Source organism: Lysinibacillus sp. BS3 (genome assembly GCF_039614735.1).
Lineage (GTDB): Bacteria > Bacillota > Bacilli > Bacillales_A > Planococcaceae > Lysinibacillus > Lysinibacillus capsici.
Window position 1 is genome coordinate 3,028,006 of sequence record NZ_CP154860.1, and the last position, 13,688, is coordinate 3,041,693.

The window sequence follows — 13,688 nt, forward strand, 5'->3', positions numbered from 1 at the left end:
GATGATAAATACGGATGTGACGACGAAACTAAAAATCAATCAACCAGCCCATAAAGTATTTGAAGCCATTATTTCCCCTACTGAAATCGGTCATTATTGGTTTTCTAGCAGTTCCGAAAGATGGGCAGAAGGTAAAAGAATCACGCTTAAATATGAGGAGTATGGTGCAGAGGGTGTGATCACTGTGCTTGAAATGGAGATGAATAAAAAAATTGTGTTTGTTTGGGGAGAAGAGCATGGTGAAGTGACAATGGTTACCGTCTCTTTTGAAGAATCACAAAGTGAAACAATTATTACTGTTGTAGAATCTGGGTTAAATGCACATGACCCAGAAATTGTGACAAAAATGATGGGCCAAAAAGAGGGTTGGGTCTATACATTAACATGCCTCAAAGGATATTTAGAAAATGGGGTTAGCAATTTACGAGCTTCTCTAATTCATTAAGGAGGAGAGGTATGTCAACGATCGATATCATCGAGCAATTGGAGCTGAATTAGTTTGTGCTAAGAAGGGTTATTCGAGGTGAATCAAGCAAGGGATTCTGTATGCATACTTGTTGAAGTAATGCCTCCAGAAATAAAAACAGAAATAGCATTACGATTAAATAACCAGTCGTCTACAGTATTACAGCAATGGTTGTTAGAAGCAGCTGAGTGATGGAGGGATGAATATGAAAAAGTTGTATTGGATGATTGGCGGTGTTTTGGTTTGTATAGGTTTTGTATGTAGCATTATTTTTTGGAAGTTTCAAAAAGAAATCAAGAAGAACGATCCTGAATATATCGTGCAATTTATCAAGGAACATAAAGAGGATAAAAATATTTCCGTAGCCATTCAATATAATCAACAACATTGGGTGGAGCTAAACACCAAGGAACAGCTACCGTTAGCAAGTACGGTTAAAATAATCGTAGCCATCGCCTATGCGCAACAAGCAGCGGATGGCCGTATTAATCCTAAAGAGCAAGTAAATCTAAAGGAGTTAGAGGCATTTTACATTCCTAAAACAGATGGTGGCGCACATAAAGCATGGTTGGCGCAGTTAAACCTTCAGGGTGCAGATAGTGTACCTTTAAGTGAAGTAGCAAATGGCATGATTGCCTATAGCTCCAATGCAAATACGGAATATTTAATGCATGTATTAGACTTTCAAATAATTAATGATGTGCTTACACAGTTAAATGTAGAGGATCATGAACCTTTGTATCCAATTGTAAGTGCACTTTATATTCCCATTCACTTGATGGAGGAAAAAAATTTAACGAAAAAAGCAACATTAACTGCTTTGCGAAAAATGGATATGGTTGAATATCGTGAGCGTGCATTGGCTATTCATTCGAATTGGATAGAACATCCTTTAACAATTGAGGAGAAAACAAAAGCTCAAAAAATGCTCAATATGGATTTTCAAAAGATATGGTCTGATCGTTTAATAAGGGCCACAACAAGTGATTACATCTCTATTTTAGAAAAAATGAATGGTAAAAATTTCTTTAGCGCAGAAGTACATAAATATTTAGATCCCGTGTTGGAGCAATTGATGCAGAATCCTAGAAATCAAGCATGGTTAAAACATGCTGGTCAAAAGGGAGGATCGACGGCATTTGTGTTAACACTAGCAGCCTATGCGGAAGATAAAGATGGAAATCAAACAGAAATAGCCTTTTTCGCTAACAACTTAAATACAATGGAGCAGATTAAGCTCTCAAATAGTATGAATAGTTTTCAATTGAAATTTCTTACAGATGATAAATTTCGTAAGCGTTTGAAAGAGGAATTTTCCGAGTTGTGAGTTGCCCATAGATAAGGCAACTCATACTATTGACTACGCTCATCAATCAGTTTTTCAAGAAATTCTGAGAAAGAAGAGGCATATTCATAGATCATGTCATTCATTAAGTCATAGCACATAACTGGAAATTCGCCGTGTTCATCTTTAGACGAACGATCAAAGAAGTACAATTCGTCAGAGTCTGGAATAAATAAATCCAATCTATTCGGAAATTGTTTACACCACTCCTCGTCAGCCAAGTTAAGACGATGTATATAGAGAATATCATGATCATTGATGTCTCTGTATACTGGTGGACCGATTGAGAGAATAGATCCACCATTCAGCTGCCCATTGCCATAATTTTTTAACCACCAGCAATAGGGTGGTGGTAATTCAAATCCTAACTCTGCTTCCACTTCTACAATCCATTCATGTTTTACAACGTGTCCAGAAAACTATTTAATTGCAGGAGTGCCTGCAAGTTTTTCTGTTAATCTAGCATACACTGTATCTACCTCCAGTCTCTATATAAAGATTACTCAATTAAGTCACACTACATGTGAGTACCTTCTTTCATTCAACTGCATACTATAGCGTTATCAAGCATGAGAGGATTGAGATAAATGTACCACCCTTATTACGGTAATTATCAATCGTATCATTACGGTTATCAACCTGTTTATTGGGCCTATCCAAATCAGACAGAACGAGCGCCAAGAAGTAATGTCCAGAATGATTTTGGGCCAACACCATTTGTTATCGACATTGAAGAGGCTACAAAGCGCAATAAAAATTATCGTACAGCATTGTGGACAGGGTCAAACTTACAAGTAACGGTGATGAGTCTTAATGTCGGAGAAGATATTGGTTTAGAAGTACACCCACATGTGGACCAATTCATTTGTATTGAGGAGGGGCATGGATTAACTCAAATGGGGCCAACTAGAGATTATTTAAACTATCAGAGACATGTCGCAGAAGATACGGCTATTATGGTACCAGCAGGAACATGGCATAATGTTACGAATACAGGGGATAAACCACTAAAGCTTTACACGATTTATGCGCCACCAAATCATCCATTTGGGACTGTACAAGTAACAAAGGCTGATGCTCTTGCTGGAGAAGCGGGTTATGGACAGCATGACTAGGGATCATAAAAGCGTGTTTTCATACAAAACATGCTTTTTTCTTGAATTATGATAGAATGTGTTTTAATTGCAGATAATAAAGGTCCTGAATGAAGGGTGATGAATGATGAAGTATTCAAAAGCAACAAATTATGCTTTACATACAATGGTGTTTTTAACACTCAATCCCAAAGGGAAATCAATGAGTGTAGAGTCTTTAGCAGAAATGCAAAAATTATCTCCAACCTATCTTTCCAAAATATTAACTAAGCTTGTGAAGGCAGGTTTAATTGAGTCGAACCCGGGTGTCAACGGTGGTTATCGAATTTCTAAGCGCCCCCATGAAATATCGTTTTTAGATGTGATATATGCAATTGAAGGACAAACCTCATTATTTAGTTGTTCCTCTGAACACGATCATTCCTTCCATCATCAAGGCTGTCTCATTGAACAAGTGATGGTGGATGCTGAAAATAATATGAAAGAAGAGCTTAGTAAGAAATTTATTATAGATATAGCTAATAAAATGGAATTAAAAGGATAGCAGCTGGAATAGGAACTAGGGTTTCGCCCCCTAGCTCCTTATTATTTTAATTGCATGAGTGCGCCAAAATATTGCTGTGCTGTCGTGAAGCAAATAAATGCTAGTAGCTCGCTAATCTCGGCTTCTGTTAAATAGTCCTTTAATACAGCCGTGACGTTGGGGGCGGTGTGCCCCTTAGCAGCTAAGAATGCTTCCGCAAAACCTGTGCATACTGCCGTTTTCTCATCATAGTTCTGGGGATCAGGCTTGCCTTTTGCCTGACAATACTGACAGCCATTTTTTTGAGCTAAAGTTTTTCGAACCTCTTCTTTTAATGAAGCGGATAGATGCCCGTCTTTTTCGAGTACCTCCCCCAACTGCTGCCAGTGCAGCTGAATTCCCTTGTTGTAGCCTAATAATTGTTGAAAGGGTGTTAAGCCCTTGTCATATAATTGAATAAGTGTCATCAATCATTCCTCCTTCTATTAATTAGTGTAAAATGTTCATAACGAAGTTAACATATCAATTCGAAGGGAAATATGATTTTTTTCCTTCAAAAAGAAGGGGTATTTACAAAATGGATTTCATTAACGAAATGATACTTAAAGAATTAAAAGAAGATAGTCGAATTTCTATGAGCGAACTAGGGAGAAGGGTTCACTTATCTGCACCAGCAGTTCGCGAAAGAATACGGCAATTAGAGGAACAGAACGTTATTAAGAGGTATACATTGGATATTAATAAAAAAGCATTAGGTTATCCAATTGACGCTATTGTTGAAGCGACAATCAAAAATAACCGCTATGCAGACTTTAAAGAACATCTGAAGGTTTATACAAATATAGACTTCTGCTATCGCATTTCAGGTGAGTCATGTTTTTTATTAAAGGGGCATTTTCAATCTTTTCCTGATGTAGAGCAGTTTATTGATGCATTACAACCATATGCACATACGAAAACTAACTTTATTTTTTCAGATATATGTGAGGACGTATAGATGAAGGGAGATATGTATGGAAATCAAATTATTTGAAGAAGAAATTGATGATTTAGTTCATTTATTAGTGCAAAATAAATGCTTGGGAAAATAAGATGGTACTGTGACAGATAGTATTGTCTATGGTGCTTTTAAATATGATTGGGGAGTAGGGAAGTCGACACCAATAAGAATGGATGAAGTTCCATTTTAAAGTGTTTGAAAGGAGTTTTTGCATGGAAAAAGACGTATTAAATGCCTTAAGAAAATCATGGTCCATTCAATCAAGTTCTAAATGGAGTGTGGACAGCCCTGCAAAAGGACAATGTGGCGTCACTTCATTAGTTGTGCAGGATATTCTTGGCGGAGAAATTAGGAAGACATTTCTTGAGGAAGGCTGGCACTTTTATAATATTATTAATGGAGAAAGAAAGGATTTCTCCGAGGAACAATTTCCATACCTAATCGACTACCAAGATATTGATTCAAATAGGGTAGAGGCTTTTCAAGATACTAATGATAGTCAATATCGTTATCTAAAAACACAAGTTTATAAGCTTTTAGGGAAGGCAGAGAATTAATTATCTCTGCCTTTTTAATTTTCAAAACAAAGTTGTTGACGTTTATAAAAATATCGTGTTATTATTATCTCGAATTCAAGATAAATAAATTCAAGATAAATGAATTCGAACCTTTAGCTTCGCCAGGAGGTACAATTATGGGGTTTTTTAATAAATTATTTCGTACAAAAAAAGAGGAGGAACAAACAATGGCAGAATTAAATATCGGTATTATTATTGGATCAACTCGTGAGGGGCGTGTAAGCCCTCAAGTAGCACAGTGGGTAAAGGAAATTGCAGATCAACGTGGAGATGCCAATTATACAGTGATTGATATTGCTGATTATAAATTACCATTATTAGGTGAGCCAGGACAGGATGCTTCAGGAGCACAAGGTTGGTCAGAAATTATTGCTAAACAAGATGGTTTTGTATTCATCGTACAAGAATACAATCACTCTATTACAGGGGCATTAAAAAATGCACTAGACTACTTACGTGTTGAATGGAATAACAAAGCAGCTGGAATCGTATCTTATGGTTCTGTTGGCGGTGCTCGTGCAGCAGAACATTTACGTGGGATTATGGGTGAGCTTTTAATCGCAGATGTGCGTGTTCATCCAGCACTATCATTATTCACAGATTTTGAAAATGGCACAGAATTTAAACCAAAAGAAGTACAAATAGATTCAGTAAACCAAATGTTAGATCAATTGATCCCATGGTCTAAAGCGTTGTATACAATTCGCTAAGCTTTTACAGATTGAGGTAGGTATAAATAGGGCATAGTATAGGTGAGAAATATAGTCATGAAAGGGCTTGTTAACATGAAAAAACATACAGCAGGTATACACCATATCACAGCGATCGTAGGACATCCGCAAGAGAATATTGATTTTTATGCGGGAGTATTAGGCTTACGTTTAGTAAAACAAACAGTAAACTTTGATGATCCGGGCACATATCATTTATATTTCGGTGACAAAGGTGGGAAACCAGGAACAATCATTACCTTCTTCCCTTGGCCTAATGCTTATCAAGGACGTATTGGTGATGGTCAGGTTGGGGTTACAACGTATGTTGTACCAGAAGGAGCACTGCCATTTTGGGTTAATCGCTTAGCGAAATACTCGATTCCTTTCCAAAAAGCTGAACGTTTTGGTGAGCAAGTCATTCAATTCGATGATCCACATGGTTTGCATATTGAACTCGTGGCACGTGCGAAAGGCGGGCACAACGAATGGTCATTTGGTGAAGTAACACCTGAGGTTGCTATCAAAGGATTTGGTGGAGCTACACTATTCTCAAGTCACCCTGAAGAAACTGCCAAAGTTTTAACAGAAGTAATGGGTCTTGAAAAGGTAGCGACGGAAGGTGACTATACGCGTTTTACTTCTAGTGCAGAGATCGGCAATACAGTGGATTTAAAAACAGTTGCAGGTCAAGGGGGCCAAATGGGTGTAGGAACTGTGCATCATATTGCGTGGAGAGCCCAAGATAATACAGATCATTTAGAATGGCAAGAGTATGTGATGAATCATGGACAACATGTAACAGAAGTAAAAGATCGTAATTATTTTAATGCGATTTATTTCCGTGAACCTGGCGAAATCTTATTTGAAATCGCTACAGATCCTCCTGGATTTGCTCATGACGAGACACCAGAGACAATGGGAAGCCAATTAATGTTGCCACCTCAATACGAGCAACATCGTGAACAACTAGAAAGAACATTAATCCCGATTAAAGTGCGTGAGCTTGATTAAGCGGGTTTGCAGGATCAAGCTAAGCTAAAGTTTGCGAGATTTATGAGATAGAACGTCCACAATAGATTTTCGCATTTTTTATTATTAGAAGGCGAAATGCTAATCAAAAATTGAGTGCACGTGCCATGGCATCTAAATAGTTCTGAATAGCCTGTTGACTTACTTTTGCTTCAGGCACAAAGACCTCAAAGCAATGGTAACTGCCAGGGTAGAGGTGGAATTCAACGTCCACTCCTGCCTGCGCAAGACGTGTTACATAATCAATGGTTTCATCACGAAATAAATCAAGTTGGCCAATACATATATAGGTTGACGGTAATCCTGCAAAGTTTTCAGCTCTTGCAGGGACCGCATACGGAGAACGGGCATTGATGTCCTTTTCCTCTCCTAAGTACAAATGCCAAGCAGTCAAATTATTTGTTCTACTCCATGTTGCATGATCATCAATAATCTCATAGCTGGAAGGTGTTACATTTCGGTTATCAAGCATCGGATACAGTGGCATCTGGAATATAATTGATGGTCCTCCTTTATCACGAGCCATTAATGCAAGTGCTGCTGTTAATCCTCCTCCACCGCTTGCTCCAGCAATTGCCACCCGTTTGACATCGATACCAAGTGATTGGTGCTCATTAGTCATCCAAACTAATCCAGCATAACAATCTTCAATAGCCGCGGGGTAGGAATGTTCAGGCGCTAGTCGGTAATCAATGGATACGACAACGCAGTTAGCTGTCTCAACAAAGCGTTCACATAAAACATCATCCATATCAGGGTGCCCCATGACAAAGCCACCTCCGTGAATCCAAAGCATAGCTGGAAGTTTATCCTGCTCCCGTTTAGCTGGTTCATAGATTTTAACCAGCATTTCGTCCCCGTCACCTCTAGGAATCATACAGTTGGTCGTAAGTACATCTTCTGATTTTTTTGAAGGTGGATTGGACAAGAGACCTCGACTCCAAGTTAAATCCTCCTCCAATCGAAAGCCAGGAAATTCTGAGTAAGCCTGCCTTAATTCTGGTAAAATTCGGTTAATGATAGTCATATATACTCCTCCTGTTGAATAATGAATCTTAAAGAAATGGCTTTCCTTCTAGAGCCATTTCAGCTTCCCATTTAGCGACTTCTTCACGTACACGGGGAGCAACTTCTGTTCCAAGCAGTTCTATAGCTTGCATGACTTGATCATGCGGCATGGTACTTAAAGGAACGTATAGCATAAACCGTGTAATTCCTACATGTTTACGAAGATGAATAATTTTTTCAGCAACTGTATCTGGATCACCAACATATAATGCTCCTTCAAAGCTTCTTGCAGCATCATAACTAGAACGGTCATAATAAGGCCAGCCTCTTTCCTTGCCTAATTTATTCATACCAGCCATTGTTGATGGGAAAAATGTGTCTGCTGCCCATTCCGTATTCGATCCAACGAAACCTATTGAATGAGAACCTACCTGAAGTTTTGATAAATCATGACCTGCATGAAGTGCTGCCTTTTTATATAGCTGTACAATCGGTGCAAATTGCATTGGGCTGCCACCAATTATTGCTAGCATAAGGGGTAATCCTAAAAGGCCAGCACGCATAGCAGATTGTTGATTTCCTCCACTAGCCACCCAGATTGGGAGAGATTTTTGAACAGGTCTAGGATACACACCTAAATGATTGATTGCTGGACGATGTCTACCTTCCCAAACTACTTTCTCAGACTGACGAATGCTAAGTAGTAAGTCTAAATGTTCCTCAAATAATTCATCATAATCATGTAAATCGTAGCCAAATAAGGGGAAGGATTCGATAAAAGAACCACGACCTGCCATGATCTCTGCACGTCCATTTGATAGTCCATCCAATGTGGCAAAATCCTGAAAAACACGCACAGGATCTGCCGAAGAAAGGACTGTTACAGCACTTGTGAGTCGAATGTTTTTCGTTTGAGAAGCAGCAGCAGATAGCACCATTGCTGGAGAAGAGGCGGCATAGTCTTCACGATGATGCTCACCAATGCCAAAGACATCCAATCCTACTTGATCTGCAAGAATGATTTCTTCTACTACTTCACGTAAACGCTGTGCATGACTAATTACTTCACCACTGTGAACATCTGGTTTTGTTTCTACGAAAGAAGTAATTCCTATTTCCATTTGTTATCTCTCCAAGTCTAATTTTATTTAGTAAATCGTTTAGTTATTGCCCAAAAAAGAAGAGCAATTGTACTAATAGAGGCTCCGAGTAAGCAAACCCCTCCCCAACCAAAATGTGCATACATCTGAGTCGATGCGATTGAACCGCTAGCACTACCAATAGAATAGAACACCATATAGCCTGCGGTCAGTCGACTTCGTGCTTCTATACGTAATGGGAGAATCATCGTCTGGTTTGTGACATGCACTGCCTGTACTGCCAAGTCAAGTAACACAATGCCAATAATTAATGCCAAGAATGACTTATCTAAATAATTAATAAATATCCAGGAGATAAGTAAAAGCGTTAAAGCAATAGCTGTCGTTCTTTGTCCATAGCCTTGGTCAGCAAGTTTACCCGCTTGTGCAGCAGCTAATGCCCCTGCCACACCTACAAGACCAAAAGCGCCAATTACAGTGTGTGATAGAGAAAATGGTGGTGAACTAAGTGGCAGAACAAGGGGCGTCCACAAAATACTAAAATCAGCGAAAATTAGCAGGGCTAGAATAGAGCGGATACGTAATGTTCGCTCTTGAATAAACAGCGTAAACACGGATTGAATTAGCTGAGAATAGGTGATTGATTTTACTTCACGTTCGCCCCTTGGTAAAACTTTTAAAAACATACCACTCATTAGAAGCATGAACGCGGCGGAGGCTAGATAGACAGAACGCCACCCTGCAAGATCTGTTACTAACCCAGCAAAGGTACGAGCAAGTAGTATGCCAATGACAATGCCACTTGTAACAATGCCTACGACACGACCACGTTCTGTAGAGGAAGCCATAGTTGCAGCGAACGCAACAAGGGTTTGAGTCACGACTGCAAGTAGACCAACTAAGGCCATACCCGCAAATAGCACTACAACATAGGAGGCAGTACCGACTAGAAGCAAAGCAACAGAGGACAATAGCATTTGTCCAATAATCAAGCGTCGTTGGTTTAGTAAATCTCCAAGTGGAACTAGAAGAAGTAAGCCTAGCCCATAGAAAATTTGTGTGACAGTAATAATCAAACCAATAATTGATTGATCAATAGCAAAATCATTCGATAATTCATCTAGCAGCGGCTGAGCAAAATAAATATTGGCGACAGACATTCCGCAGGCTGTAGCGAATAATAATGTTACAGCTTGGGATAAAGAAGATGATTGATTTATATGAATTGCATCATCATTTGCATTGTTCACATTGTAACCTCCCTTTCTAATTGAATTGTAATTATAACATACCGTTCGGTACAAAATAATTATTGGTAAATATATCTTAACTACATTGGATTTGTCAATATTTATTTGGTATATATTTTCTTTTTATTTCGATTGATGAAATGAAATTGACAATAAAAAAAGCCAGATATAAAATAATTACATACTGTTTAGTATCGTAAAATTCAATGATTAACTTACTATTTTTTCCTAATGGGGGTGTATCTATAATGGCAAGAACTCGGGAATTTGATGAGGCAAAAGTGTTAGAGGCAGCAATGCAATTATTTTGGGAGAAGGGATATGAAGCGACTTCTTTAAGTGATCTTACTACTAGAATGGGGATTCAGCGTCCTAGTATTTATTCAACGTTTGGGGATAAAAAGGAACTATTTGAAGCGGCACTTCGTAGATATACGACAACTCGCGCATCCGAAATACGGACTAAACTTCAAAGTTATGCCTCTGTAAAACAGGCGTTTTCTATATTTTTTGAAGATGTGATTACTGCTGAATATACAAAAGATCTTAGTAATGGCTGTTTTTGTATCAATACAATGGTTGAATTAGCTCCACATGATGAGAAGTTCGAGATTTTGACAAGAGAGCATCAACTCTATCTATCAGTAATTTTTCAGGAGACAATTGAACGGGGAATTCAATCAGGAGAACTAGAGGCGAACACGGATTCAAAGTCTTTAGCGCAAGCATTAATTGTTGCGTTAATAGGGTTAACAGTTATGCTGAAATCGCAGCCACAACGCTCGTTTGTTGATAATGCCATTGCAACGACGCTGACATTACTTAAATAATAAGGCAATACCCCTTTAGCGTTGCTAAAGGGGTATTGAAAAAATAAGAAAAAAATGCACAAATTTAGTTTATAAAACATAGGATGAATTTATAATTCCTTACAAGCCCATGCGTCAATCTCAACCTTTAAAGCTGGCGTAGCGAGTGCAACGACATACATTAATGTTGTGCATGGAAGATGTTCCTCCAAGAAGTCACTGATAATTTCCTTACGTTGAATAGCATCCATATCCCCCACTAAATAAAAGACGAGCTTTGTAATATCTTGAACCTCCATATCGGCACTATCTAGATTTCTTTTAATATTTTCAAGTGCTATCTTCAATTGAGCTATTGCATCTTCAGGTATAGATCCATCAGCTATAATGCCAATTTGTCCTGATAATGTTAACCATCTCTGAGGTCCCGTCACCTCAATTTGATGAACATAAGGAGCAACGGGTGGATGAATGTTCTGAGGGTTTCTCGCAATTTTCATAGAATCAGTCCTTGTCTCTGTTTAATTTATATCTCTAATCAAAATAGCATAAAGTAATAGTTGATAAAAGTTCTATACAAATACCATTATAAAAGAACATACAAATTGGATATGCTGGTTTAAAGGGTTATAATAGATTTATAGAATTATGGCTAATACGCTGGTAAAGCTTTCACAAAGGATAAGAGTATCGACTTTTTAATTTGACAAGACATACAATTCACTTCAACCCCGCCTTAGGTTTTATACAGACACTTCTAAAAGAAACATACATTTCGTCTTATTTTGAAGGTAGATGGCTATACTCATTAAATGAGAGGGAAATTTTTACATAAGAATGATGCGTATTGTTATAAATCAATTTTATAGTGTAGCCCTAGGTAGCAGAGGCAGCGAGGCCGTTTTGTAGAAGGAGTGAATAAATGAATAATTTCTTTCGGAGTAATGGATTTAAGCGTTTTATTATTCTAGTCGGGATTGCTCTTGCATTATATTTAATGCGTAGTATGATCAATCTAATTTTACTTACGTTTATTATTACTTATTTGATGAACCAGCTTACTACGAAGACAACGAAAAGCATAAGAAAATATACGCCGATGAATGAAAAAGCTGTGACGGTAACATTATACCTTTTACTTGTTGCGGGTATTGTAGCTGTTATTTACAAATATTTACCAATTGTGACCCAGCAGATCACACAGCTTTTCGACCTCATTGCAAGTTTTAATCTCGATCCAGATGACAATGAGATTGCGAGATACTTAGCACCGACTTTTGAGAAAATAGAGCTCGGGAAATATTTAGAGCAAGGTGTGGATTTAACTCTTAAAAATATTACGAATATTGGTAAAATCATTATGCAAATATTGATTTCTCTAATTTTGAGTTTATTCATCTTGTTAGAAAAGAATCGTATTATTGAGTTTACAGCTAAGTTTAAGGATAGTAAAATTGGGCCGCTTTACGATGAGCTTCATTATTTCTCAAGAATATTCATCCGCTCATTTGGTAAAGTAATTGAAGCACAATTTATTATTGCTGCTGTTAACTGTGTGTTATCCGTCATTGCCCTTTCTATTATGGGCTTCCCACATTTGATTGCACTTGGGATTATGCTCTTTATTTTAGGCTTAGTTCCAGTCGCAGGAGTTATCATCTCATTAATACCATTAAGTATTATCGCATATAGCATTGGTGGCTTGATGTACATCGTCTATATTTTAGTTATTGTCATGGTTTTACATGCCATTGAAGCTTACTTCTTAAATCCAAAGCTTATGTCTGCCAAAACAGATTTACCGATTTTCTATACGTTTATGGTCATTCTCTTTTCTGAGCATTTCCTTGGTGTATGGGGACTAATCATAGGTATTCCACTATTTATGTTCCTGCTTGATATTCTAGGTGTGACCTCCTCGGAAGACCCTGCGAAGAAATCCGTGAAGGTACACACTGAAAAACAAATGGAATAGTTCCAAACAAAGGAATCATCTACATACATGATGATTCCTTATTTAATGCACAAGAGGTGTTTATATTGATAAAAGGTCAACAGGTATATTTAAGAGAAATACGAGAAGATGACAGTGATAGTATTATAAGATGCTTTCAAAATGAAGAAATCATGTATATGACAGGAACGCGGAATATTTTAACAAAGGAACAAATCAAAGAGGCGATCAAACGCTTTAAAGCAGATTCTTCTCGCTATGATTTTGCTATTTGTTTAGTAGATAATGATCAGGTAATTGGTGATTTGGCGATTATGGAAGTTGATTTAGATAATAAAAAGGCAGTGTTCCGTATAGCTTTACATAATATAGAGAATTGTGGTAGAGGTATGGGTTCAGAAGCAGTTAGGCTTGCTCAAAGATTTACATTTGAGGAGCTAAATCTGAATCGCTTAGAATTACAGGTATATTCACACAATAGTAGAGCAATTAAATCCTATGAAAAGGTCGGCTTTAAAAAAGAAGGTGTTTTGAGGCAGGCCTTGTTTATGAATAATACATTTTCTGATGAAATCATTATGAGTCTGTTGCGTGATGAGTATATGAAAATTCAAAAGTAGAAATTTAACCAGCACAGATTTTTGTGTTGGTTTTTTTTCTGAACACAAGTATAATTGGTAAAAATTTCTGTGTGTGAAGGACAGAAATAGTGTTGAAACTTTCATAGCTGTATTTTTAGTTAAAATGCATTCTAAATCTGATATAGCAAAACTAATTAAGAGACCCAAAATCGTCTTGTTGTTGTAAAACAATTATTTT

Annotated in this window: 18 protein-coding genes; 12 read left to right on the forward strand and 6 right to left on the reverse strand. The window is 37.6% G+C overall.

The window, feature by feature from the left end:
• The first annotated feature begins 1 nt into the window (after nt 1).
• The 3 genes from AAJG31_RS14875 (at nt 2) to AAJG31_RS14885 (ending at nt 1,793) form a co-directional block, all read left to right on the forward strand.
• The gene (locus tag AAJG31_RS14875) at nt 2–445 is read left to right on the forward strand and encodes an SRPBCC family protein (protein ID WP_054549700.1); all 444 of its coding nucleotides are present in this window, start codon (nt 2–4) and stop codon (nt 443–445) included.
• A gap of 78 nt (nt 446–523) precedes the next feature.
• Complete coding sequence (locus AAJG31_RS14880) at nt 524–658, forward strand: DUF4303 domain-containing protein (RefSeq protein ID WP_217492442.1); 135 nt, start codon at nt 524–526, stop codon at nt 656–658.
• Between the two features lie 13 nt (nt 659–671).
• Nucleotides 672–1,793 (forward strand): serine hydrolase, encoded by a 1,122-nt coding sequence (locus AAJG31_RS14885; RefSeq protein ID WP_054549699.1) that lies wholly within the window; start codon nt 672–674, stop codon nt 1,791–1,793.
• 26 nt (nt 1,794–1,819) lie between these two features.
• Here the strand turns inward: AAJG31_RS14885 and AAJG31_RS14890 are convergent, their stop codons facing one another.
• Nucleotides 1,820–2,191, reverse strand: a complete 372-nt coding sequence (locus AAJG31_RS14890) for an SMI1/KNR4 family protein (protein ID WP_241489993.1) — start codon at nt 2,189–2,191, stop codon at nt 1,820–1,822.
• A 207-nt stretch (nt 2,192–2,398) separates the two neighbouring features.
• Here AAJG31_RS14890 and AAJG31_RS14895 point away from each other — a divergent pair, with 207 nt between their 5' ends.
• A complete protein-coding gene (locus tag AAJG31_RS14895) occupies nt 2,399–2,926 on the forward strand; it encodes a cupin domain-containing protein (RefSeq protein ID WP_054549698.1) in 528 nt (175 codons plus the stop codon).
• 103 nt (nt 2,927–3,029) lie between these two features.
• Entirely contained in the window at nt 3,030–3,449 is a 420-nt protein-coding gene (locus tag AAJG31_RS14900) for an Rrf2 family transcriptional regulator (RefSeq protein ID WP_054549697.1), read from the forward strand.
• A gap of 41 nt (nt 3,450–3,490) precedes the next feature.
• Here the strand turns inward: AAJG31_RS14900 and AAJG31_RS14905 are convergent, their stop codons facing one another.
• Nucleotides 3,491–3,895, reverse strand: a complete 405-nt coding sequence (locus tag AAJG31_RS14905) for a carboxymuconolactone decarboxylase family protein (RefSeq protein WP_048393996.1) — start codon at nt 3,893–3,895, stop codon at nt 3,491–3,493.
• A gap of 110 nt (nt 3,896–4,005) precedes the next feature.
• On the opposite strand from AAJG31_RS14905, the gene AAJG31_RS14910 reads away from it, so the two are divergent.
• The 4 genes from AAJG31_RS14910 to AAJG31_RS14925 all read left to right on the forward strand — a co-directional run bounded on the left by AAJG31_RS14910 (nt 4,006) and on the right by AAJG31_RS14925 (nt 6,730).
• On the forward strand, nt 4,006–4,425 hold the full coding sequence (locus tag AAJG31_RS14910; RefSeq protein ID WP_054549696.1) for an Lrp/AsnC family transcriptional regulator: 420 nt from the start codon (nt 4,006–4,008) through the stop codon (nt 4,423–4,425).
• Nucleotides 4,426–4,640: 215 nt separating this feature from the next.
• A complete protein-coding gene (locus AAJG31_RS14915; RefSeq protein ID WP_054549695.1) occupies nt 4,641–4,985 on the forward strand; it encodes a hypothetical protein in 345 nt (114 codons plus the stop codon).
• Nucleotides 4,986–5,122: 137 nt separating this feature from the next.
• On the forward strand, nt 5,123–5,716 hold the full coding sequence (locus tag AAJG31_RS14920; protein ID WP_004231581.1) for an NADPH-dependent FMN reductase: 594 nt from the start codon (nt 5,123–5,125) through the stop codon (nt 5,714–5,716).
• A 75-nt stretch (nt 5,717–5,791) separates the two neighbouring features.
• Nucleotides 5,792–6,730: a ring-cleaving dioxygenase gene (locus AAJG31_RS14925; protein WP_054549741.1), complete on the forward strand. Its 939-nt coding sequence runs from the start codon at nt 5,792–5,794 to the stop codon at nt 6,728–6,730.
• Between the two features lie 103 nt (nt 6,731–6,833).
• Here AAJG31_RS14925 and AAJG31_RS14930 read toward each other — a convergent pair whose 3' ends face one another.
• Genes AAJG31_RS14930 through AAJG31_RS14940 form a run of 3 tightly spaced genes read right to left on the reverse strand, consistent with a single transcriptional unit; the run spans nt 6,834 to nt 10,106 of the window.
• Nucleotides 6,834–7,775 (reverse strand): alpha/beta hydrolase, encoded by a 942-nt coding sequence (locus tag AAJG31_RS14930; RefSeq protein ID WP_066037938.1) that lies wholly within the window; start codon nt 7,773–7,775, stop codon nt 6,834–6,836.
• A 28-nt stretch (nt 7,776–7,803) separates the two neighbouring features.
• Nucleotides 7,804–8,877 (reverse strand): LLM class flavin-dependent oxidoreductase, encoded by a 1,074-nt coding sequence (locus AAJG31_RS14935; protein ID WP_279493375.1) that lies wholly within the window; start codon nt 8,875–8,877, stop codon nt 7,804–7,806.
• A gap of 23 nt (nt 8,878–8,900) precedes the next feature.
• Nucleotides 8,901–10,106, reverse strand: coding sequence for an MFS transporter (locus AAJG31_RS14940; protein ID WP_279493374.1), 1,206 nt, complete (start codon nt 10,104–10,106; stop codon nt 8,901–8,903).
• A gap of 248 nt (nt 10,107–10,354) precedes the next feature.
• Between AAJG31_RS14940 and AAJG31_RS14945 the strand changes: the two genes are divergently transcribed.
• Nucleotides 10,355–10,936, forward strand: a complete 582-nt coding sequence (locus tag AAJG31_RS14945; protein WP_048394004.1) for a TetR/AcrR family transcriptional regulator — start codon at nt 10,355–10,357, stop codon at nt 10,934–10,936.
• Nucleotides 10,937–11,025: 89 nt separating this feature from the next.
• Here the strand turns inward: AAJG31_RS14945 and AAJG31_RS14950 are convergent, their stop codons facing one another.
• On the reverse strand, nt 11,026–11,415 hold the full coding sequence (locus AAJG31_RS14950; protein ID WP_279493373.1) for a RidA family protein: 390 nt from the start codon (nt 11,413–11,415) through the stop codon (nt 11,026–11,028).
• A 422-nt stretch (nt 11,416–11,837) separates the two neighbouring features.
• Between AAJG31_RS14950 and AAJG31_RS14955 the strand changes: the two genes are divergently transcribed.
• Together AAJG31_RS14955 and AAJG31_RS14960 are read left to right on the forward strand one after the other, a co-directional pair.
• On the forward strand, nt 11,838–12,890 hold the full coding sequence (locus tag AAJG31_RS14955; RefSeq protein WP_048394009.1) for an AI-2E family transporter: 1,053 nt from the start codon (nt 11,838–11,840) through the stop codon (nt 12,888–12,890).
• Nucleotides 12,891–12,955: 65 nt separating this feature from the next.
• Complete coding sequence (locus AAJG31_RS14960; protein ID WP_048394011.1) at nt 12,956–13,489, forward strand: GNAT family protein; 534 nt, start codon at nt 12,956–12,958, stop codon at nt 13,487–13,489.
• The last annotated feature ends 199 nt before the right edge of the window (nt 13,490–13,688 follow it).